This window comes from Lysinibacillus sphaericus (genome assembly GCF_000600105.1).
GTDB classification, from domain to species: domain Bacteria; phylum Bacillota; class Bacilli; order Bacillales_A; family Planococcaceae; genus Lysinibacillus; species Lysinibacillus sphaericus.
In genome coordinates this window covers 2,451,985-2,474,418 of sequence record NZ_CP006837.1, presented here as the reverse complement: position 1 = coordinate 2,474,418, position 22,434 = coordinate 2,451,985, and the positions used below count along the sequence as shown (strand labels likewise).

Here is a 22,434-nt window from a genome sequence, read left to right as displayed (position 1 = left end):
GTTAAAACTTCTTGATGCCTTTTGTCGACAATCTGCATTCATTATTAATAATGAAATATGGAATATCTGAAGGCGCTTTATTATCACCACTTAAATTAATTGAAGGCATTAGGGAGGTTTAAATATGACATTAGTGTATTTGTATCAACAAGAGGACGGTAGCTGGACTATTTTTTATGATAGTACGTATATTCCAGAAACTTTTAAAAACAAAATTATCACGACAAATATTCCTGAGTATCCACAAGACGGTAATGGCTATGTATTAAGTCGTAATCCTGTTACAGAGGAGTTCTATTGGGAACTTGTGACGTCTGAAGAACCGGAGCTTGAACCAGAGCCCGAACCTATCCCACCAGTCGAAACAATTAGAAGATGCCTAAAGGTTACAAGTTAGAAGGACAAGTAATCGTACCAAGTAACAGCAAATTGAAAGTCCAATTAATTGTGGAAGACAAGAAGGAGGAAATTACAGTGGCAAATACAACATGGAATCCAGGTTCACCAGCTATGAAAACTGAAACAGAAAACTTTATTACACAGGCAGTGAAGGATGGTATTATTAATGCTTCACATTTAAAAGATTTACAAAGTGGTGCAATGACAACGGATCGCTTGATTGGTTTATACAATACAATCCAGCAACGTAGAAATGATAAAAAGTAACCGAAATCAGTACGGTACCTGTTGAAATTAATCAAATAATTATCAAAGACCAGCAAAGCTATTTTTAGCCGAGCTGGTCTTTGATAATTCCAAGTTAAAAATTAATTAACCGCATACACATGCACTACAAATGAAGAGGTTGCTCCACTTGGATCGGCAATATACAGAGAGCGAATCGATTTTGCATCTGTTCGATTACCACTTAATATTCCTTTAAAGATAACAGGATCTGTCGCAGCAGATTTATCTTGCATTACATTAAATTTGATTGCATTTGAATCTCCTCCACCTTCAACCTTCCAAAGTAATGTTGTTGTTCCTTCTGGAAGGCCTTCTGTACTGAAGTTGCCACTTGAACGATGCTTTTGTCCACTTTGAGGATTCTGCTCAGATGTAACACTTGCAATTAACGTATTTGTTGTTGTTGACATTTTAAAACCTCCTAGTAATTTACTTTATTTTGAAACTAATTGTATTTTACCATATAAATGTTAATTGTGTTTAAAAAATACATATTTTCGTTAGTTGAATGTAAAAAAATATAACGTGATTGTAATAGTAATCTCAGTTGCAGATACCAATGACGAAGCCCAGGTACTCAATTAATTTTGAGCCTGGGCTTTTTGTGTTTCATACAGTAACGAGCAAACTTTATTGTAAAAAGTATTAAAATAAGTTTTGTTATAATTAAATTCGCCATTAGTGTCAACGGCAATAAAACCTGTGATATTCTCCAGAAATGCTAAGTTTTCTAATTTTTTTAATCTATAGCTGCTATATTCATTTAATTTAAGTAATTCTGTAGTAGATGTTGTGCATCGTTACTTTTATAGCATGTTAATTTCTCGTTATTCGCATAAATCTCTTTGAATAGCAATATTTAGGGGTCATACATTTGTTTTAATTGGTCAAAAATCACTTGATAAGTATAAAGTTGAAAGGTCCCGTTCTTTTTTCATAAAGCATATTTGTAACAAAAGTTGTTATACAATCTCGTTTAACTTCTGTATAAGTATCTTGCATTTCCTCAAATATAGAAAGTATCAAATTATTGTCTCCAGGTTCTAAATCAGGGAGTTGTCCATCCAAAATAGAGTTTTTCATTTTATCTTGAAGTATTAGAAGGCAATCATCTATATTTTTGGATTTTAACGGAGTTGGTCCTCCTAATATGATAGGGATTAATATATCTTTTGTAATGTCAGCAGTTGTATTCAATATTTCTTGCTTTTTAGCCATTTCATCACCTATATTCCTAATAATTGCTTTTTTTCGCGTCAGAAGAAGTTATATATAAAATATATTCATATATACTTCAATTCTGTTTTAATATTGAAGATATTGATATAGATGATATGTTAAGGTATAAAGATCAGTTCGAGGTTAATGAAGTCTTATGTGAAATGTATGATTTTAAAGGGGCTTATTATAAAATTGAAACCGAAGGAGAAGTTAATCCTTACGATGGTGGAGAAGATATTTTAGATATAAAAGTTTATCTAGATAATAATAAGATACTTTCTGGAGAAATAAATTTATACTATGGTCACATAGAATTTAACGATGATGGGAATGTTGGTGATGCTTCAGAAGAAAGTATTGAAGCAAATATCGATGATGTTATTCAAGAGATTAGGGATTTTAAAAGCGTAGTACTTAATGAGATTAATAACAATACAAGGGTATTAGATAGAATTATTGAAAATTTAGGCCTTTAAATTTTAATGAAATGAAAAAGATCACTCCGCGATGGGTGGTCTGTACATTTTGCTCTATAGAGAAACACTTACTTCCGGAGTACGTTCGCTGGTACGAGATGGTGAAAACTAGCATTCGACTTAATAAGACGATTGCGGAGTCGTCAACACTACGGAGAGGCTACTAATTTGGTAGTCTCTTTTTTATGAGAATAATGTATCTCCTATGTATGCAACAGCATATAAAAATGCAAATCCTAAAATGATTACAATGATTGGGACAATAATTTTGGTTCGAATAAATTGCATGATACCACTCCTATTACTTATAATTTTTAATTATGAATCAAATTTCTTATAATGACAATACGTTCCATTTATCCTATGATATAGGTAGATGGAGGTGTCTATAATGGATATAGAAAAGAAATTGAAAATACGCAATATTATTAGTGTAGCATTAATTGTATTTATGACTTTTTCCTATATAAGACTTGTTTTAAGAGATGGAATAACTCAAGTTGGTTTCTTATATACAGCTATGTATGTGTTATCTGTTGGTATTACAATCTTTAGCTGGTTCTATCAATGGAGAACTAACCAAATAATCAAAAGAAGTCAAAGTCACATTTAACAAGGTGTGGCTTTTTGTTATATCGAAATATAATGATTACAATCATTTCTATTTGTATTATGATTAATATGAAAGGAGGTAATTGTATGACAATCACAATGGATAGTGCAATGCGACTTGCTTTGGGTGCTCGAATTATCGCTATGGAAGAAGTTCTAGTAGCTAAAGGGTTAACAACGCGTGATGAACTTAAACAGAGAGCTGAGGCACAGGTTGAACAGCTTGCCTTGGACGAAACAGATAAAGAAGATATTAAAAGATTTTTACTAAAATAAAGAATACATAAAGTCGCACTAACTACGAGTTGCGGCTTTTTATTATGCATCAAAATTCTATCACACAGTTAATCCTTTCCAGTTTATGATTAGTGTAAAAGGCGGTGAAATATATGAGTGTAAAAAACAAAGTAAAATATCTTAATATAGTTACAGTAATTGGTATGTTATTATCAACATTCTTTTATATAAAGGCTGTTCTAAGAGATGGGTTTGAACAAGTTGGGTTTTTAACAACAACATTATATGCAGTAGCTATTGTAGTATCAATTATAAGTTTTGTAGTACATTGGAAAACTAAACAGTTCATTAAGAGAAATGAAGGTCATGCCTAAATAGGCTCTTTTTTATTATAAATATTTCCACTAAACACTTGTAAAACGGTACTATAATAGTGGGAGGTGAAACATGGCAAAGATAGAGAAGATCATCGATAAGATGAAAGTCCAACCTGGGCATAACCTTCGCAGAAATAAAAAAAGTCCTAGAACATAACGGATACAAGGTAGTAAGAGTTGCGGGCTCACATCACCAGTTCCGAAATGGACAAGGACTTCTAACAACCATCAAGCGTGAAAATCCAGTAGACATTCAAGCTGTGAAGGATGCACTCAACAGAATAGGGGAGTAAATTCTCCTTCTGTTTTCCCTTTCTATCTTAAGCCATATCACATGAAAAATCAAAAAGACTTAGATTATTATTTGTCGTTGCCGTATACATTTCAAGTGCGTAAAACAGCGTCAGGTTATTGGGCTAACATCAAAGAAATAGATGGATGTCACACGCCAGCGGACAGTATCGAAGAAGCCTATCGAGATTTAGAGAAAGTTTTACAAATGACTATTGAAACCAAACTAGAATTCGGCAATCCGATACCTGAGCCAGTTGACCAAGATTACAGCGGAAAGTTCAATGTGCGTGTTCCTAAATCATTGCACAAACAATTAGCATTGGATGCGGAAGCCGAGGGCGTATCGTTAAATCAGTATGTGGTGTATAAACTTTCAAGATAATAAATGAGAAGTCACGTTCATTTGAGCGTGGCTTTTTATTATGCCATGAAGCCCGATGGATGGATCGGATGGACTTTGTGAGTAGAACTATAAATTGTGGAGGGCTGATACAGATGGAAAGGCAAATCTAATGTATAATAATCCTTCTGAAATGGTGACATTTATAGAAGGAGGTCTTTTATGAACGAACTATTAGAAGTCGCAGAAATTGCGAAAAGACTTAGATGAATAGAAATAAGGTTTATGATCTTATTAAAACTGGTCAACTTGTAGGGTTAAAACTTGGTCGAATGAAAGTATCAACTATTGAACTTGAAAATTTTATGATTAGGAATGCTGGTAAGGATTTAACAGACCCATTTAACGTTAAGGACTTATAATGTAAAAGGATAGGTGGTTATTTTGAAACAAAACATTAATTTAACTTTTTCTGTTGAAATGCCTGAAGAATATATAATGATTTCTTAAAAAGAGTACCGGGAATTGAAATCGAAATCTTCATCTAGTGTGTGTAGAAGTGTAGGTGACACTGGGCAGCCTTCCAATCAATGAGTGGTAGTCCATAAAATTTAGATAATTGGATAGAATGGTAGATGGATCAAATAATGATATGGAAAAACGCTCTACTTTGGCTGGATTTTTAATATTCATTGGTAGAATATAATATTACTGGTATATAATACTGAGATATTATGTTTTTGAAAGTGAGTAGGAGGAGAATAATGAAAAAACTATTTATTGTGTTACTAACAGTATTTGTGTTTGCAGTAGTAAATCCAATAAAGTCAGAAGCAAAGGTAATGTATGATGGAGCAGAGGTTGTAAAAGAACAAACCGGAAAAATGACCTTTAAAAAAGATATCAAAGTATACAAGAAAAATCCAAATGGTACGTTTGATTCTTTAGTGGTTAAGCGAAATAAATTCTTTAGAACGTATGATATTGAAAAATATGATGGCAAAATATTTTACCAAATGGGGCAATATCGGGTACAAGCAACGGATTTAGTAGTTTTCAAAGAAGTACCAATAGAAATTCGTTCGTCTTTCTATAAATCCCCAATCTATATTGTTAGTACTCGTGATGGTATTAATGCTAGCAAAAATTATGGACACTTTATCAGAAATCAAGAAACATGGTTTATTGATTTCAAAAATACAAAGAATGGACAACTACTTAAGTATTGCAACAGTGAATATGAAAAAGACGAATCTTGTTATGAATACCCTGGTACAGATCTTAAAATCGTTGAGAAAATATGGACGGATAGTGGCGTACGTTATGAGGTAATAAAAGATGCGGAAGGGAAAGGCGTACCATTAAAAGAATCTAAAACTGAAAGAATGATGAAAAAGGGAAGTACTGTTTTTTCAAGGTTTTATCTTGAAATAAATGGTTATATATATGTAGCTGATGACTTAGAAGGAAGACTGGATGATGCTGTTTGGCTCCAAAAGAATTTACTAAAGCCCGTTAAAGCTGAGTAATAGATTTTAGGCTTAGATGAATAGACCACTCCATGTGATGAGTATGAAATTTTGCTCTATAGAAAAACACTTACTTCGGTAGGTGTTTATCTTTTTGGCAAGGGTTTTTTCCACAAAAACACTCGTAACTTTGGTTTGCCTTGTAATCCCATCATATGTATGGGAGAAGCATGGTTGTGAGGATGACTATAGTTTTGATAAGGATGAAGTTCAAGATATTTCAACCTTAATCAATATCAACCTGACATCTACTATTACGTATATGCAAGAGCTTTTGCCAAACTTAAGACAAGCGGAGAATGGAAAAGTTATTTTAATTGGTTCGACGGCAGGATTAGATCGTAACGAACAATGCGCAAGTATCACTCTAAATTCGTTTTACGCGGTATTACAAATGTTTGACATGAACATTTGAGAGAAGATAAATTGTATAATTCCAGGGGAACTTGCTGCAGAAGTCCCTTGGAAAAAGCCATTTATTTATATGAAGGAACACGTATCCCTTTACAAAATATTGTATCAATAGTCCAATGTGTGATTAATTTATCACCCGTATTTTGTGTAAAGGTAATAAACATCCCTTCCATAACGGACTTAAATGCTTGAAGTGTTTAATGATTAATATTGAAAGGTAAAGCCACCTCAAATTGTTCTCCTCTTAATAAAACAACACTCGTTTACCATACGAGTGTTATTTTTTTGTTTTAATTCCTGCATCATGACGCATCTGAATAAATTTTTAATGTTAATGGTTGAACTATTAACATTCCTCAATGTGCAACTGTAATCTAAAACTCTATTATTGAAAATAAAGGGGGGTATTTTATATAAAAAATTTATGAAAGCGTTGTATAGGCTATTTACTGAACGATGTAAAGGAGAATTAAATAAAGATGCTTAAGAAGTTTTTAATCGTAGTACCTGTCACGTTATTTTTATTTGCATTACTTTTCAATGAGAATAAGGTTTTTGCAAATTTTACGGAAGATGGGTTTATCTATAATGATAATACAACGGGTATAGTACCAGAAATGTATTATCCAGGTGGGGTAACAATTTACGGAGATAATAATCCCAGTCGAAAAGATTTGGTCATCCCAGATACGTTAGGTGGTAAGCCTGTCACAAATATATGGTATGAAACATTTAATCATAAACAACTGACCTCCTTAGTGCTATCAAATAATGTAAAATTAATAGGCTACAATGCATTTGATAATAATTTACTAACTTCAGTAGTATTCCCGAATCAGCTTGAATGGATTGGAGATTTTTCTTTTGCGAATAATAAGCTATCCAGTATAACAATACCTGATACTGTAAAAAGAATCGGCCAGGGTGCATTTGTTAATAATGATTTACAGACAATAACGATTTTAAGTCGGAATACAATTGTATTACCAAATGCTATACCTAAACAAACGAAGATTTTGGGAACAATTCCATCAAAGGCAAAGGAGTATGCTGATCAAAATGGAAATCCATTTGAGTATTTAGGATTTACAATTACCTACGATGGAAATGGCCATACAAGTGGCAGTGTTGCAGCAGATTATATAGATAAGACAACACAATCATTTACTGTGAAAAAACAGGAATCATTAAAGAAAGATGGTTACGTTTTTACGGGATGGAATACAGAGCGGGATGGTAGCGGCACTGATTATCATGTAGATGAAGTAAAAACAATGACAGGAGATTTAACACTTTATGCTATGTGGTTGCCACAGCAACATGTAACGTTTAACACGGATGGAGGGAGTATAATTCCACCTCAATTCGTGAACGATCAAACATTAGTGGTGGAACCACCTGCTCCAACAAAACAAGGGCATACATTTGAGGGTTGGTATAAAGAGGCAGCACTAACAAACAAGTGGGATTTTATGAATGATGTAGTAAGCAGTCCAATTACTTTGTATGCGAAGTGGAAAGTCGTTCAACATGAAGTGACGTTTAATACAGGTGGAGGAAGTGCAATGCCATCACAACTAGTTGATGACAACACAGTACTGATAGGGCCATCTGTTCCAACGAAACAAGGTTATATATTTGCTGGTTGGTATAAAGAGGCAGCACTTATCAACCAATGGGATTTGACAAATGATGTAGTAACGAGTGCAACAACATTATTTGCCAAATGGAAAGTCGTACAATATGAAGTGACGTTTAATACGAATGGGGGCAGTGGAATCCCTTCACAGATGGTCGATATTAACATGAAGATAAATGAACCCACTATCCCAATAAAACAAGGTTATACATTTGGTGGATGGTATAAAGAAGCAACATTGACAAATGGGTGGGATTTTAAGAAAGATACGATAACAGGTAAGACAACGCTTTTTGCAAAGTGGTTTGTTAATAGTTCTCCAGATAGTAGTAATAATAGTAGTGATTCATCACCGCAAAATGTTACAGTATATTTTGAAACAAATGGCGGGAGCGTATTAGGTCACTTGTCTGTAGCGCATGACACAAAGATAGCAACGTTACCGATTCCTAAAAAGGAAGGTTATACGTTTGGTGGCTGGTATAAAGAAGCTGCTTTAATCAATGAGTGGGATTTGACAAAAGATCGTGTGACGAAAGAGACCAAGTTGTATGCGAAATGGATTGCAAACATAGCGCCAGAGCCTACCCCAGAACCAAGTCCGGAACAAACAACACCTGAACCTGACTTACCAAAAGTGTCCTTTCATGATATTGCGGGCCATTGGGCAAAAGAAATGATAGAAGAAATAGCTAGTCAAGGGATTATAACAGGGTATCCAGACGGTTCGTTTCGTCCGAACGAATTCATTCAACGACAGCATGTAGCATTGTTATTTTACCGTGCTTTTGAGTTCGAGCCGACACGCAATGCGCTTACATTTTCGGATGTAACTGCAAACCATCCATACTATGAAGCCATTACGACATTACAACAAGCAGGAATAGTCGATGGTTCACAGGGGAAATTTAATCCTAATGCTTTAATGACGCGTGCACAGTTGGCAAAAGTCGTGACGCTTGCGCTAAAGATAGAATTAGGAGGCTCTAGCACATTCCAAGATGTTCCTCCAACGCACTGGAGCTATGCGTATATCGCTGCATTAGCAGAACTTGAAATTGTAATTGGCGATAACGGTAAATTTAAGCCAGATGAACCCGTTACGCGAGCACAGTTTGTAGCCATTCTATACAGAGCATTGAATCTTCGTTAGAATCTATTAAACTCATCGACTAATGAAATAAATGAAACTCGTATTTTGATTAAAGTTTTATCAAAATACGAGTTTTCGCTTTACTTGTAATAATAGGTTAGAGTTTAAATATAAAATGGAAGCTATATATATAATTTACAATAAATGTGTTATACTTATTTTGTTTTACAAAAAAAGAAAAAGGGGGAAATAACATCTATTTGGTGTGATATGTATGAGCGAATTGAAAAAGGTTTTTGGGAAATTAAATAAAATCGATATGTTTTCACCGTATTTCTTTTTGCCATTTATTTTACTGCTATATTTTTTTATTAGCTTATTTGATTGGTATAAATTTGAACAATTCGGTATTCATGTATCTATTTGGCCGGCTGTAATTTTAGCCGTTATTTGTTATTACATAGGTGTATTTTTAATCGATAAACTGCAATGGACAATTCCCACATTCGGGCTGTCATTCTTAGGGAAATATATCATTCATTTTATAGTTGTTTTAACGTTGCTTGGATTAGGTTCCTATTTAATGATGATTTTTAGTGGGAGTCTAGGGATAACGGACGAAGCCAATCGCCGAAACTTAGATCCAAAGTTAAACTTCTTTAGCCAATTATTATGGTTTGGGGTTTTATTGCTGTTATCTTATAAAATGATTTTGGAAAAGAAGATGACCTGGAAAAAAGCAATCGGATACGGTTCGATTTTTGCAGTTATTATGTTTCTATTTCTATTAATGGGCTACCGTACACCGCTTATTATTATGTTATTTACTGGGATTATTGTTTTCCATTATGTTGTGAAAAGAGTGAAGCTAACATGGTTTTTAACAGCATTATTCGTAATTGGTATCGGATTTTCGTTGTTTGGCTTTATACGTGTGATGACAGAGGATACGACAAAGGCATTCAATGATCGTACGCAACCCGATGTAGAATTAACTGCGGAGGAAGAAAAAAACCTATTAACGGCTGAACAAAAAGTAAACTTAACACCGAAATGGGTGCGTGCATTAAATGCTGAAGCTGTCACAAGTCATATCGTGTTAAGTACTATTATCGAATACACAAAAGAAGAAGATTACTTAAAAGGTCAAATCCATAAAGGCATTTTTAGTACAATTTTACCTGGCGAGCAAATCTCACCACGTATGAAAGTTACCGAGGTGGTTAATTCAATTACGGTCGAAAGAGGTATATTAGTCACACGTGAACAGCGAACAACAACGCCAACTTTTATTGGTCAATTGTTTTTAGACGGAGGTTATTTATTAGTAGCAATTGGCTTCCTATTGTATGGCGTATTAATTTCTCTAATTTATAATAAAGTAAAACAAAATGGCATACGTAGTTTCCATACTGTCGCTTACGCATTCACAATTACTGTGTTTACAGTATCCATGCACACCGGTTTACTGGATTTAATCTTTGTTCTGATGCTTGGGTTCGTTATTATAGCATCATCTATTTTGCCATCTAATAGGCATAAGCTGAATAATTAAAATAAATAAAACTATCCGCTAAAGTTAATGGTAATAACTTTTTTAGGATAGTTTTTTTGTGCGTAGTTCGCTTAATACAAAAATGGCCTTCTCCAAAGCGGAGAAGGCTTATTAATAATCAAGTAATGCGCTCAAAAAATGTAATGGTTTTATCCATATCTGTCACATGTTGATTACACGAATCGCTGTCTGCACAAATGTAATTGCTGTGATTTGTATAAGTGCCGACGATATTTCCTTTAATGGATGTAGTAAATAGTCCAATTTCAGCGTGACGATTACAGATTGCGCATATACCACGAATTGTATGATGGGCGAAAGTGCCTTTGATTGCCTTTAATTTATCGTCTTGCTCTATAATGACATATTTTCGATTGGTACCATAATCATCCCAAGCGAAATAGCAAATTTGTTGAAAATCCATTTGTTCAAGATTCGGCAATTTTAGCTTCTTTTCTTTTTTAAACAGGCTTTTGATTGTGCTTGCCGTAATTGGTTTAAATGGGATAACATACGATTTTAAATCATTTAAATAGGCTTCACCTGTTCCACGTTCTGTTACAGATAAAATAGGCTCAATGAGTTGCGCTTGCGCAGGCGTCATGACAACTTTTTCAGTAATTTCTGTTTGTACAAGACCACGCACAGTCAGAATGACGTTTTTATCTTGTGTAGTAGCAAGTGTTTGTAAAATTTTATTCATTTGTTGCTCAAGTAAATGATAGTTAGCCACCGTTAAAAACGGCTGAATTGCTTGTTCTTCCATGTGAATTCACTCCTGTAAATTAGGCTTTTTTATTTTAGGCCTAAAGAGATCATCCATTTGTGGGGTTTACCTAGACCTCTTCGACCTGATAATTAATGGGTCTAGAGCAGGCATTACAAAAGAATGCGACCATTTCGATTCCTCCTTGTAAAGCAAACTATAAATATTTTAACATTAAAAGGGAACGAAATAAAGAAAGAGCGGTGGGGGAAGAAATAACATGCTATGTAAGGGGATATAAACTTGTGCATTCAAGTTTTTACAACAAGAAGGCAAAAAAATTGGCTCATATAAAAAGAGCTACATTTAGGTAGCCTAACTTATGTCAGCATTGACATAATAAATTTTCCACATAGCATAAATATTGCATAGACAAGTAAAGCGCTTAGTACGGCAATGCTAGGCTTATACCAGTTTGTTAATAGGAAAGCGAGCACAGTGAAAAGTAACATGCCTACTGCACCAAAGACCGTATTTTGTAAAACATTGTGAAAGGTGTCAGCTTTCATATGCTTCATTTGCATACCCATGTTAATAAGCGTGAGAATTGGCAACGCCGTAATAATGCCCGATAAAAATAAATACTTAGATTGGCTTAAAAGTAAGGCTAAAACCATAATAGTTCCACCAACAATAAAATAAATCAAATATAGCAATTGTAACCCTCAGTTTCTTATTCTCTTCAAGATTAGTAGTGTAATAATACTGCACATAACTCCTGCTTACAAGGTCCTCCGAATGTAAGTAGCAAAAAGTTAGCAAAAATAGATGTTGATTTGAAATTAATAGCGAAATTCAGTAGTAGGATGGTAGCAAATGCAAGAGTGTATACCATAAAATAGGTTTGATGCAGATTAAAAAACAGTCCATCCAAACACGAATATGGCGAGGGTTCGTATTGTCAGCGCAGTAATGAAAAGATCAGTAGTAAACAGAAAAAGACAATGATTTAATGGGAGAGGAAAGGGTTGTGTTAAATTCTAATCCTGTGCAAAATAAGTGAACAATTGCAAGTATTAAAAATTTCATTTCTTTAATAGAAATCTCTTTTAATGTATCGTTATATACGATATAATCGTGAGTGACGATATATTAAAGGAGTAAAAAGTATGATACAAGATATAAACTATTATTTTACAAATATTTTCTATCATCTCCATACAACACATGAAGATAATATTTCCCATCAAAGTGTGCGTATTTTACAGATGATTCAAAAGGAAGATGAAGTGACGGTTCGAGATATTGCAAAATTATTAAATATCTCGCAAAATACTGCTTCAGAGCATGTAAAAAAGCTAGAACGACATGGCTGGGTTGAGAAGATTCGAGCAGCCAATGATCAACGTAAAGTGAAGCTTTTTCTTACAGCGGATGGATTACAGATTGTAAAGAAAAATACGGAATTAGATGATAACAAACTAAAGCAGGCGCTACTTCTTTTATCAGAAAAAGAACAACAAAGTGTTTTAGAAGCATTTCAGCTATTAAGCGAGGTGTCGAAATGATTTATACAGTTGTAAAAATTATATGTTCTGCTGCGATTATTGCAGTTGTTACAGAAGTTGCTAGAAGATTTCCTACATATGGTGGTATGATAGCCGCACTGCCACTTGTCAGTATTTTAAGTATTATTTGGCTAACCGTTCAAAGTGAACCAAATGAGCATATACAGCGATTTACGGTTGGTGTGATAGTTGGACTTCCTGCAACAATGGTTATGCTATTTGTTATGTATTTGGCAATGAAATCGTCTATTCATATTGTCTTTGCTATAGGGCTAGGAGTAATGTCATGGGTAATATGTTTAGGTATTCAAAAAGCCATCGCTGGTGTATTTCATATTTCAATATAAAGTAGGTAGATTATTATGCCAATCATCCATCGTTCACAAGTTTCAAAAAAGGATGTTCAAGCGTTTTTTCAAACACATTGGGGAAGTACGGAAATGGTTATTTCCAGTGGTATTTATGATTGTAGTACATTAGAAGGTTTTGTATTTGTAAATGACAATCAAATAATAGTAGGTCTAATAACCTATGAAATTCGGGGAGCTGAATGTGAAATTATTTCCCTTGATAGTATGGAAGAAGGGAAAGGAATCGGCTCATGCCTTGTAAAAGCCGTGGAAGAACAAGCACGTCAGCATCACTGTACTGTTGTTTCACTCATCACTACGAATGATAATTTACATGCACTAAAATTTTATCAAAAACGAGGCTATTCTCTCGTAGAAGTTCTACCAAATGCGGTAGAGCGAGCAAGAGCATTGAAACCGGAGATTCCTTTGATCGGCCATGACGGTATCCCCATTCGCGATGAAATACGGTTGCAAAAAACATCTGTCTCCATATAAGGCAGATGTTTTTTTATAGTTCACGATTGTATTAGTAAAAATTCTGTTCCGCTACGGTATTTGTCGTTTATACTAATGGTGAAGCTTGAAAGTGAGGAATCTAATGAAAAAAATAATATTTATCCTATTTTTTAGTGTGTTAGTAGTGGGAGCGGCTTTTATCATCTATTTGAAAAGCAATCCACCACTTGTTGTCAATGGTTATACAAACGCTGATGGAAATCCGTCTATTCGATTAATAGAAATTGAGAATAAAGGGCTAAGAGAGCTACAACTACAATCGATACTTGTCGATGAAAAGTTGCCAGACAATGCCAAGCTAGTCATTAGTAAATCAGAACCGTTTGAAGTTGGCGCAAAAATTGAGAACAATCCTAATATGACATTTCATAAACTAACACAAGTGAGTATTTTTCCTAGTCAATACATAGATCGTCAGGCAATTGGTAAACAAGCGCAACATTACGCATTACAAGTACATGCTACAGCAATTCAAAAGATTACGATTCAATACAAATATTTAAACATACCATTTACATTAACGGCAGAGCTTCAATCAAATGCCTAACAAAGAACGGTGACATATCGAAATCGGCATCTTTCAATGGGTTCATCCAATTGTTTTTTTCTCAAATTTTGTCATATCTATTAGGCGCTTGTCTTTTCATAAGATTGTTTGATGAAAAAAACCTGTTATTCCTAAATTGTGGTAATCTAATCGTAATAGTTATTGGAATGATAGGAGGGGTCTAATGGGTTTAGTCATTGTTGGCATCATAGCTGTTATTAGTATTTTAGTGTCCATCTTCATAATTGTTCGGAAACAGTCCAAAGGTGATATAAGGCTACAAGTGGAAGCGATATGTGAAGGAAAAAATGAATTAGATCAAGCAATAATGAGAATCTACTTTACATTTTCGATTGGTAAACTAGCTAGCAGAAGTAAAGAAATTATCGGTAGTATTGATTGGTCAGAAGGCTGGATGCCTGTTAGCTACAATTTGAAAGAACATGGCAGCTATCGAGAAGAACGTATTCTTACTTTGACAGAAGATAAGTACACTACTTTTGAAATAGATGCGACAAATGCGATAGATGACCAAGGGAGCGGTGAGGGTTACGTCGTTTTAGTGTTAGAGAAACCGACACAGACCATGCTATCAAGAGCTGGTGTGATGTTAGTCATAACAGCTAACTTAGTATCCTATCAATTATCAGATTCTATTAGTTGGCATAATGAAGTAATAGTGAACCATATTTAAATTAGAAAAGCTATTCGTAAGGATTAAAACTTATGAGTAGCTTTTTTGTTTAACAAAATGGGTAATGACAAGGCGGTAAAAAATTTTTTCAAAAAAATGTATGCGTTTTACATGTTGGTACGCTCATATTTTAGGGATTTCGAGAATGGAAAAAATTTTTTCAATTATTGACAACTTTTGAGATGTCCGATATAGTGAATACCAATTTCATGAAACCATGAAAACAGCTATGATAAGGACGAGAGTTTTGATGAACGATTTACAGAGAGGGGAGCCTAGGCTGAAAACTTCCTAATGCAGCGTCAATTCTTACTACCTTTGAGCAGTGCTAGGAAACTTGCACCGTTATTTGCAACGTTACTGCAAAGACAATGAGCCGCTAGTGCATCTAGTGGGAATTTGGGTGGAACCACGGGTAAATGACACATACTCGTCCCTATTTTAGGGACGGATATGTGTTTTTTTAATTTTTCAGTAAAGGAGAAAAGATCATGTCAAATCAAGTTATCAATATTCAGTTTCCAGATGGAAAGCAACAAGTATTTACAAAAGGTGTTACACTAACCGACATTGCACAGGCGATTAGTCCAGCACTGCGCAAAAAAGCAATTGTAGGAAGTGTCAACGGAACCATTACTGATTTGACGCGCCCTATTTTGGAAGATGCCCAAATCAACCTATTTGATGCTAGCAAACACGAAGGAATTGAGGTTATTCGTCATTCCACAGCGCATTTAGTAGCACAAGCGATTAAACGCTTATATCCAGAAGCCCAATTTGGCGTAGGACTAGTAATCGAAAACGGTTTTTATTATGATATTGAATTATCACATTCTCTTGTGCCAAAGGATTTACAAAAAATAGAAAAAATGATGCATCGTATTGTGCAAGAAAACATTCAAATACAACGAAAAGAACTAACACGTGAAGAGGCAATCCGGTTGTTTCAACATGATAAACTGAAATTAGCATTACTAGCTGATATTCCAGAAGATGATTTCATAACGCTTTATGAGCAAGGTGATTTTTATGATTTATGCCGTGGCCCGCATGTATCCTCAACAGGTAAATTACAGCACTTTCAATTAATGCATGTATCAGGGGCATACTGGCGCGGCGATAGCCAAAATCAAATGCTTCAGCGAATTTATGGTGTTGCATTTGCTACAAAAGAAGAATTAGATGATTATTTTATCTTTTTACAAGAAGCAGATAAACGCAATCATCGTACATTAGGAAAAGAACTCGAATTATTCATGTTTTCAGAAGAAGCGCCAGGTATGCCATTTTACCTAGCTAATGGCCAAATACTTCGAAATGAATTAGAATCTTTTTTACGCAATTTACAAACAAAATATGATTATCAAGAGGTTCGTACACCATTTATGTTGAACCAGCGTTTATGGGAACAATCAGGACATTGGGAGCACTATAAAGAGAATATGTACTTTACACAAGTAGATGCTCAAAGCTTTGCGTTGAAACCTATGAACTGTCCAGGACATATGCTGATATTTAAAAATGCAAGACACTCATACAGAGATTTACCGATTCGTATGGCGGAATTTGGACAAGTGCATCGACATGAGTTTAGCGGAGCATTAAATGGACTGCTACGAGTTCGAACTTTTTGCCAAGATGATGCCCATATTTTTGCCACACCACAGCAAATAGAAGATGAAATCAATTTAGCGTTGCGAATCATCGATCATATGTATCAAGTATTTGGTTTCCAATACGAAATTGAATTGTCGACGCGTCCTGCTGATTTTATGGGGCATATTCAGCTCTGGGATGAAGCGGAATCGGCATTGGAAAATGTCCTGAAAAATGCGGGTTATTCATATAAAATAAATGAAGGAGACGGAGCGTTTTACGGCCCTAAAATTGATATTCATATAAAGGATGCTATTAAACGAAGTCATCAATGTGCAACGATTCAACTGGATTTCCAACTGCCTGAGAAATTCGATTTAACATATTTAAACGAACAAAACGAAAAAGTAAGACCTGTTGTAATTCATCGCGCTGTTTTCGGTTCGATTGACCGCTTTTTAGGTATTTTAATTGAACATTTTGGTGGAGCCTTTCCGACGTGGTTAGCACCACAACAAGTTATTGTGATAGGGGTGGCTAAGATACACCAAGAATATGTTCAGCAAGTAGTACAAGCACTTGAAAAAGAACATATACGGGTGCGTGAAGATAACCGCCAAGAAAAGTTAGGGAAAAAAATCAGAGAAGCTCAATTGAAAAAAATACCGTATATTCTCGTATTGGGCGATCATGAATGCAACAATCAAAGTGTAACAGTGCGGAACTATGGTCAACAAGTGTTGAATGAAAAACCATTACAGCAATTTATTGAAGAAATTAAGCTTGAAATTAGCGAAAAAGCGTTGCCTAATAATTAAATGCAATAAAATAAAAGCCTGATAAGATGTTCAATCAGGCTTTTATTATTTTTAATAAAATGATTTAGTATGCACATGTATTAAAGTAAGAATTTTCGTATAGATAGATACAAAAGTATAATCGTTACTTCTAGATATGTTTTTTCATGCATATTATATAGTGTAGATAGAAGATTATTTCATTTATTATTATGGAGTATTGACAGATTTTATTATTGGTGAGTAGGTACTACCCCCTATAAGTAAATTTTTTGTTTCTGCATCAATCACTGCATATTTATGAAATTCTTCTTGTGCATGTTGGCGATAGGAAGCCAAGAAATACACTTGTCTGTTTGGATGAATCATTGTGTGATTAGAGAGATCCATTTCTTGACTGACAGTATCTGTTTTCGTATAAAAAAATTCACGAGTTTCTGGCACGTCTTTAAATAATATTTTTTCACGCATGCTGAATGTTGCACCATGATATTCTTCATAGAGTGATTTATCTAATTGCTTATAAAATTCGTCTTCTACAAGAAAAGTTTGAAAGTGATTACTAGGGTATTTTAGCGTAGTGTTTGTTGTTGTGATTGGTTCACAAATAGTAGCAGTCGACTCTTTTGGTATAGACTGTGAGTGTGAAAATAGATTAGAAAAAACGACCAAGGTTAAAAGAAGTACTTGCATAATTTGGCCTCCTATAATTAGCGTTATAGGTAGATTTCCCAATTTCTTGTTATATATACGTTTCATGACAATAACATACAGAATTCTGGGAAAAGGCGATATAGCTTTTTAACGAGTGAAGAAATTGAATGAAAAACCAGCCAAGAAAATACTCTTTTTGACTGGTTTTATCCAAAATGCGCGTTTTTTATAAAATGTATTGATAATGACCCCTCCTTTTTAGGAAGCTTGTTTAAAATATCTGTTTAGCAACACATCTAGCTCTTGGCTATAGTCAACTACAGCAGGGTGTGTAAATCCTAAATCTTTTGCCTTTTTATACATAATTCTCCTTTTAATCTCGATTTCAAACTTCAAGAATTGTTTAAACAATAAATTTACCAACTTTTTCTCCTCCTAATTTTTCTACATATTCTTGATTTAAAATTCTCATGGCTTCGATTCAGCTTTTTCATTGTATATCAGTTAAAACAAAAAAATTGTCACATTGTGTATAGGAAATGAAATTCGTAATTTAGTCACATATAAGTCTATGTATGGATCATACTAATAAATAATAGACTAGTTTCATTTCTCCTTATTTTCAGCTTTTAAGTTACATAATTAGCGCGTATAACGAGATTTTCTTTAAGAAATCGTTAAGAATTTAACGCGTATGATATATGTCTTTTTTACTAGATGAATTATTCTTCCTACCTAGAAAAGAAATTGCTAATAGTTACATTCATTCATATATTGTCGCAATTTATCAAATCCTATTATTTGCTGTTTAATTATTAGGGATTTTTCTTTTTTAAAATATTGAACTGAACAGTTTATAAACAACTGTTCATAATGTGATGGTTTTGGGAATCGAAATGCTCAAAATACAAGTAAGTAGCAAATGAGTAACGCACACATTCATTATTTTGAATGTGTGCGCTTTTTTAGCTACGTGGGGGCCATTCTTCACGTAATAGGCCAAATAAGAGAATATCGTGAAATTTGCCAAAGCGGAAAATTTCATTCCGTAGTATCCCTTCTTTTGTAAAGCCACATTTTTCATAAGAGCGAATGGCTCCTACATTAAAGCTGAACACTTGTAGTTTAATTTTGTTGATTGCAATGTAATCGAATATGAAGGTGATAAGTGTTTGCATTGCATCTGTTCCTAATCCTTTACCTTGCCATTTTTCACTTACTGATATGCCTACTAAGCAAGTGCTGTTTGTCCAATTGATAGAAAATACACCACATGATCCAATAAGCTGTTGCGTCGTCTTTTCAAAAATGCCGAAGAAAAATTCTTCTTTTTTTCCACTAATAGTTCGAAAGAATGAAGAATGGTCTTCAACTGTATGTGGGAATGGTATCTCATCATTAGCAAGTAATAAAGTAGGCTTTTCATTCTCTATTTTTATATACTCTTCTAAATCAGAGGATGCCATTTGTTTTAATATAATTGATTGTCCATTTAGAAAATCTTTAAAATATTGTTCCATATAAAATCTCCCTTATCTAAGGGTGCAGTTTGTGTACTATCCCTTTGAAAATTAGTTTTTTTCAAACAACGTTTCTACTGCGTTAATTACAATCATATTCACAGCTCCTTTAATTTGAATAGTATAATAATAGCATAGTTTGGAATTTTAAGTAATTACATGAAAAAATAAAATGCAATCAAACTTTGTCAAATGATGGTTGGACTCTGCTAGTAATTTCTAAAATAGGTTAGAATTTAATAATAAAAAATGTACTAGTTGGAAGAAGGGGTATAATGCGGTTAAAGTTTTATGATCAAACAGATTATTCATTAATTGAACAATATATGTTATCACAGGAGCAACTTCTCTATACAATGTCCCCAATGGCAAGTCTTAAACTCTCCGAAACCGATATCAATCGGCATGCCATTTTAGCAATGAAAGGTGAGAAGCTTGTCACTTTTTTTGTTCTTCACGAAAATGAAGGAGTAAAACCTTATTCAGAAAATAACCAAGCCATTTTAATTCGTGGATTTTCAACAGATATGCATGAACAAGGAAAAGGGTATGCCAAAGAAGCATTACAATTATTGCCTACATTTGTACGACTACATTTTCCTACAATCAATGAATTAGTGTTAGGTGTTAATTTTCCGAATACAGCAGCTCAGGCGCTCTATAAAAAATGTGGCTTTGTCGATGAAGGCATATGTGCAGTAGGCATCAAAAGCGAGTTGAAAGTGATGAGCTATTATTTACAAAGTGATCATTGAAGTGAGGAGGAATGCAGATGTACATAATAGAAGCAAGTATGGAACACTTCACTTATCTCTGTGCATTGGATAAAGAAGTAATAGGTGACTATTCAAGAAGTGATCGCATTAAGCATGCAATAGTAGAAAGACGATGCATGATTTACAAAATACAAAGTTGTATTGCAGGATTTTTAATTTTTACAACGGATTTCTTTGATTGTAGTTTTATTTCATTAGTTATAGTCAAACCGTCTGAACGTAGAAAAGGTGTTGCTACCGCACTATTAGTAGATTTTATTGAAAGAGCACCCACTGCCAAAATTTTCACGTCAACGAATCGTTCCAATACAAAGATGCAAAACATATTTAACGCTACAGGATTTAAAAGAAGTGGCTATATAGAAAACTTAGATGACGATGATCCAGAAATTATTTACTTTACATTAAAATAGCAATCTTCGTATTCTTATTCATGGACAGGAGGGGGGACTAGCGTAATTTGCTCCCTTTTTCTCTGTCATAATTTTGTAACATTATCTATTAATTAGGAAGGATGAGCTTCAAAAAGGGCACTTAATGTTTGGCATGACGTTCTATTATGGAGAAGCAATTTACAGCTTCTACAAAAAAAGGATGTTGGAGGTCGTTGTGTTGAGTACTGAAAATTTAATAAGCTTAAGTGGGTATTCGTTATTTTTTGCTTTTATCTTGCTGTTAATTGCGATTTTACCGTTAGGATTAGCAGTAAAATCTGCAAGGCGTTCGTTTAGGAGACTGGGTCTTATACTTACATATTCAGCTTTCATCTTGCAATTAGTGTATTTTATTTTAAGATGGATTGCAGTCGAGCATGCACCTGTTAGTAATATGTATGAGTTTATGACGTTTTTTGGCATTATGCTAACAGCTAGCTTTCTCATTATTCATTACTTATATAAACAAATTGTCGTAGGGTTATTTGTAATTCCAGTAGTACTAATTATTTTGGGCTATGGAAGTGTTTTTACAAATGAGGTGAGACCCCTTGTACCTTCGCTGCAAAGTAACTGGTTAACAATTCATGTTATGACAGTAGCGTTTTCAAGTGCTATTTTATCGATATCATTTGCAACAGGTATTATCTATTTACTGAAATCTTTGGATGTTCATAAAAGGACGAGTAGTACCGTTGCGTTAGAGTTTGTTATGTACTGTTTGATTGTGGTAATTGGATTTAGTGCTACAGCAACGGTATTTAGTGTAACGACGGAAGAAGTACACATTCAATTTGAAAATGCGCAAGGTATGAAGGAAAAGGCAGTCTATACGATGACACCACTTATTGTTAATGAAGGAGCGGTCACAGAAAGTGGAGAGACAATCGGCTGGTTGAAGATTACGCCATCAATTGATGCCAAAAAGTTAAATTCTATCGTATGGGCATTTATGGTAGGAACCATCTTGTATGGTGCCATCCGACTGCTCTTGAGAAAGCCACTCATCGTGCTATTAAAACCATTAACAAGCCGTGTACAACCAGCTTTAATGGACGAAATTTCATATCGGGCGGTAGTGATTGGCTTCCCATTGTTTGCTTTAGGCGGTTTATTATTTGCTATGATTTGGGCACAAATTGCATGGGGAAGGTATTGGGGGTGGGACCCAAAAGAAGTCTGGGCGCTCATTACGTTTTTATTTTATGCGGCATTTCTGCATCTTCGTCTGTCAAAAGGATGGGAAGGGGAGAAAACAGCCTGGCTATCTATTGTTGGCTTTGGCATCATTGTATTTAATCAAGTTTTCGTCAATTTAGTCATTGCTGGTCTGCATTCTTACGCATAAAAAATAAGGAAATGAAAAGAGACATCCGTAAAGGATGTCTCTTGGACTTTGAACTGTTAATTCTTGAACGAGAATTAAAGTTTTACAACGTTTGTAGCTTGAGGGCCACGGTTACCTTCTTCAACGCCGAATTCTACTTTTTGTCCTTCTTCAAGTGTTTTGAAACCTTCAGATTGGATAGCAGAGAAGTGTACGAATACATCGTTTCCACCTTCTACTTCGATGAAGCCAAAACCTTTTTCTGCGTTAAACCATTTTACTGTACCTTGAGTCATTTAAAAAACCTCCAAAAATAAATTCAACAATCATATTCCTTCAATCAGTATAAAATAATACCATAATCAGAAGCTCGCTAGAACACGTTACTATTGAATACGTGGTTTCATTGTTTACGATGAAGCAATTTAATTATTACTTTCATTATATAACAGATTCATACATTTATCCAGCA

The 22,434-nt window shown here is 34.3% G+C and carries 28 protein-coding genes and 1 pseudogene; 21 read left to right on the top strand and 8 right to left on the bottom strand.

Going from position 1 to position 22,434, the window contains the following annotated elements; translation table 11 throughout:
• The first annotated feature begins 124 nt into the window (after positions 1-124).
• Together T479_RS11550 and T479_RS11545 are read left to right on the top strand one after the other, a co-directional pair.
• On the top strand, positions 125-397 hold the full coding sequence (locus T479_RS11550; protein WP_025219636.1) for a hypothetical protein: 273 nt from the start codon (positions 125-127) through the stop codon (positions 395-397).
• 77 nt (positions 398-474) lie between these two features.
• Positions 475-666, top strand: coding sequence for a hypothetical protein (locus T479_RS11545; protein WP_025219635.1), 192 nt, complete (start codon positions 475-477; stop codon positions 664-666).
• Positions 667-767: 101 nt separating this feature from the next.
• Here the strand turns inward: T479_RS11545 and T479_RS11540 are convergent, their stop codons facing one another.
• Positions 768-1,097, bottom strand: a complete 330-nt coding sequence (locus T479_RS11540) for a hypothetical protein (protein WP_024364069.1) — start codon at positions 1,095-1,097, stop codon at positions 768-770.
• 484 nt (positions 1,098-1,581) lie between these two features.
• The gene (locus tag T479_RS11535) at positions 1,582-1,905 is read right to left on the bottom strand and encodes a hypothetical protein (RefSeq protein ID WP_025219634.1); all 324 of its coding nucleotides are present in this window, start codon (positions 1,903-1,905) and stop codon (positions 1,582-1,584) included.
• A 164-nt stretch (positions 1,906-2,069) separates the two neighbouring features.
• Here T479_RS11535 and T479_RS11530 point away from each other — a divergent pair, with 164 nt between their 5' ends.
• The 10 genes and pseudogenes from T479_RS11530 to T479_RS11490 all read left to right on the top strand — a co-directional run bounded on the left by T479_RS11530 (position 2,070) and on the right by T479_RS11490 (position 10,474).
• Entirely contained in the window at positions 2,070-2,384 is a 315-nt protein-coding gene (locus T479_RS11530) for a hypothetical protein (protein ID WP_038509687.1), read from the top strand.
• A gap of 391 nt (positions 2,385-2,775) precedes the next feature.
• Entirely contained in the window at positions 2,776-2,997 is a 222-nt protein-coding gene (locus T479_RS11525) for a hypothetical protein (RefSeq protein ID WP_025219632.1), read from the top strand.
• 86 nt (positions 2,998-3,083) lie between these two features.
• Positions 3,084-3,272 (top strand): hypothetical protein, encoded by a 189-nt coding sequence (locus T479_RS11520; RefSeq protein WP_024364073.1) that lies wholly within the window; start codon positions 3,084-3,086, stop codon positions 3,270-3,272.
• 113 nt (positions 3,273-3,385) lie between these two features.
• Positions 3,386-3,607, top strand: coding sequence for a hypothetical protein (locus tag T479_RS11515; protein WP_024364074.1), 222 nt, complete (start codon positions 3,386-3,388; stop codon positions 3,605-3,607).
• A gap of 116 nt (positions 3,608-3,723) precedes the next feature.
• On the top strand, positions 3,724-3,903 hold the full coding sequence (locus T479_RS23220; RefSeq protein WP_305981550.1) for a type II toxin-antitoxin system HicA family toxin: 180 nt from the start codon (positions 3,724-3,726) through the stop codon (positions 3,901-3,903).
• Between the two features lie 41 nt (positions 3,904-3,944).
• The gene (locus T479_RS11510) at positions 3,945-4,286 is read left to right on the top strand and encodes a type II toxin-antitoxin system HicB family antitoxin (protein WP_025219631.1); all 342 of its coding nucleotides are present in this window, start codon (positions 3,945-3,947) and stop codon (positions 4,284-4,286) included.
• Positions 4,287-5,008: 722 nt separating this feature from the next.
• Positions 5,009-5,773: a hypothetical protein gene (locus tag T479_RS11505; protein WP_025219630.1), complete on the top strand. Its 765-nt coding sequence runs from the start codon at positions 5,009-5,011 to the stop codon at positions 5,771-5,773.
• 157 nt (positions 5,774-5,930) lie between these two features.
• A pseudogene (locus T479_RS11500) lies at positions 5,931-6,379 on the top strand (SDR family NAD(P)-dependent oxidoreductase); the annotation flags it as partial.
• Positions 6,380-6,666: 287 nt separating this feature from the next.
• A complete protein-coding gene (locus T479_RS23215; RefSeq protein WP_025219628.1) occupies positions 6,667-8,979 on the top strand; it encodes an InlB B-repeat-containing protein in 2,313 nt (770 codons plus the stop codon).
• Between the two features lie 214 nt (positions 8,980-9,193).
• Positions 9,194-10,474: a membrane protein gene (locus tag T479_RS11490; protein WP_025219627.1), complete on the top strand. Its 1,281-nt coding sequence runs from the start codon at positions 9,194-9,196 to the stop codon at positions 10,472-10,474.
• Positions 10,475-10,592: 118 nt separating this feature from the next.
• Here the strand turns inward: T479_RS11490 and T479_RS11485 are convergent, their stop codons facing one another.
• Both T479_RS11485 and T479_RS11475 read right to left on the bottom strand, forming a co-directional pair.
• Positions 10,593-11,240 carry a FusB/FusC family EF-G-binding protein gene (locus T479_RS11485; RefSeq protein ID WP_025219626.1) on the bottom strand — a complete coding sequence of 216 codons (648 nt, stop codon included), beginning with the start codon at positions 11,238-11,240 and terminating at the stop codon, positions 10,593-10,595.
• Positions 11,241-11,560: 320 nt separating this feature from the next.
• Positions 11,561-11,887 (bottom strand): hypothetical protein, encoded by a 327-nt coding sequence (locus tag T479_RS11475; protein ID WP_227665461.1) that lies wholly within the window; start codon positions 11,885-11,887, stop codon positions 11,561-11,563.
• Between the two features lie 462 nt (positions 11,888-12,349).
• Between T479_RS11475 and T479_RS11470 the strand changes: the two genes are divergently transcribed.
• The 6 genes from T479_RS11470 to thrS all read left to right on the top strand — a co-directional run bounded on the left by T479_RS11470 (position 12,350) and on the right by thrS (position 17,272).
• Positions 12,350-12,748, top strand: coding sequence for a MarR family winged helix-turn-helix transcriptional regulator (locus T479_RS11470; protein ID WP_024364082.1), 399 nt, complete (start codon positions 12,350-12,352; stop codon positions 12,746-12,748).
• Positions 12,748-13,095, top strand: a complete 348-nt coding sequence (locus T479_RS11465; RefSeq protein WP_024364083.1) for a DUF3147 family protein — start codon at positions 12,748-12,750, stop codon at positions 13,093-13,095. Before T479_RS11470 ends, T479_RS11465 begins: the two co-directional genes overlap by 1 nt.
• A 15-nt stretch (positions 13,096-13,110) precedes the next feature.
• Positions 13,111-13,596 (top strand): GNAT family N-acetyltransferase, encoded by a 486-nt coding sequence (locus T479_RS11460; protein WP_025219623.1) that lies wholly within the window; start codon positions 13,111-13,113, stop codon positions 13,594-13,596.
• 103 nt (positions 13,597-13,699) lie between these two features.
• Positions 13,700-14,164: a hypothetical protein gene (locus T479_RS11455; protein WP_025219622.1), complete on the top strand. Its 465-nt coding sequence runs from the start codon at positions 13,700-13,702 to the stop codon at positions 14,162-14,164.
• Positions 14,165-14,348: 184 nt separating this feature from the next.
• Positions 14,349-14,858 (top strand): hypothetical protein, encoded by a 510-nt coding sequence (locus T479_RS11450; RefSeq protein ID WP_024364086.1) that lies wholly within the window; start codon positions 14,349-14,351, stop codon positions 14,856-14,858.
• Between the two features lie 491 nt (positions 14,859-15,349).
• On the top strand, positions 15,350-17,272 hold the full coding sequence (thrS, locus tag T479_RS11445) for a threonine--tRNA ligase (protein WP_025219621.1): 1,923 nt from the start codon (positions 15,350-15,352) through the stop codon (positions 17,270-17,272).
• Between the two features lie 189 nt (positions 17,273-17,461).
• On the opposite strand, the gene T479_RS11440 is transcribed toward thrS, so the two are convergent.
• The 3 genes from T479_RS11440 to T479_RS11430 form a co-directional block, all read right to left on the bottom strand.
• Complete coding sequence (locus tag T479_RS11440) at positions 17,462-17,944, bottom strand: hypothetical protein (protein WP_038509682.1); 483 nt, start codon at positions 17,942-17,944, stop codon at positions 17,462-17,464.
• Between the two features lie 219 nt (positions 17,945-18,163).
• A complete protein-coding gene (locus T479_RS11435; protein WP_024364089.1) occupies positions 18,164-18,328 on the bottom strand; it encodes an aspartyl-phosphate phosphatase Spo0E family protein in 165 nt (54 codons plus the stop codon).
• A 542-nt stretch (positions 18,329-18,870) separates the two neighbouring features.
• Entirely contained in the window at positions 18,871-19,425 is a 555-nt protein-coding gene (locus T479_RS11430; protein ID WP_025219619.1) for a GNAT family N-acetyltransferase, read from the bottom strand.
• 275 nt (positions 19,426-19,700) lie between these two features.
• On the opposite strand from T479_RS11430, the gene T479_RS11425 reads away from it, so the two are divergent.
• The 3 genes from T479_RS11425 (at position 19,701) to ccsB (ending at position 21,983) form a co-directional block, all read left to right on the top strand.
• Complete coding sequence (locus T479_RS11425) at positions 19,701-20,180, top strand: GNAT family N-acetyltransferase (RefSeq protein ID WP_024364091.1); 480 nt, start codon at positions 19,701-19,703, stop codon at positions 20,178-20,180.
• Positions 20,181-20,191: 11 nt separating this feature from the next.
• On the top strand, positions 20,192-20,614 hold the full coding sequence (locus T479_RS11420; protein WP_025219618.1) for a GNAT family N-acetyltransferase: 423 nt from the start codon (positions 20,192-20,194) through the stop codon (positions 20,612-20,614).
• 199 nt (positions 20,615-20,813) lie between these two features.
• Positions 20,814-21,983: a c-type cytochrome biogenesis protein CcsB gene (gene ccsB, locus T479_RS11415; RefSeq protein ID WP_025219617.1), complete on the top strand. Its 1,170-nt coding sequence runs from the start codon at positions 20,814-20,816 to the stop codon at positions 21,981-21,983.
• Positions 21,984-22,057: 74 nt separating this feature from the next.
• Here ccsB and T479_RS11410 read toward each other — a convergent pair whose 3' ends face one another.
• On the bottom strand, positions 22,058-22,258 hold the full coding sequence (locus T479_RS11410) for a cold-shock protein (protein ID WP_010859201.1): 201 nt from the start codon (positions 22,256-22,258) through the stop codon (positions 22,058-22,060).
• Positions 22,259-22,434: the final 176 nt, after the last annotated feature.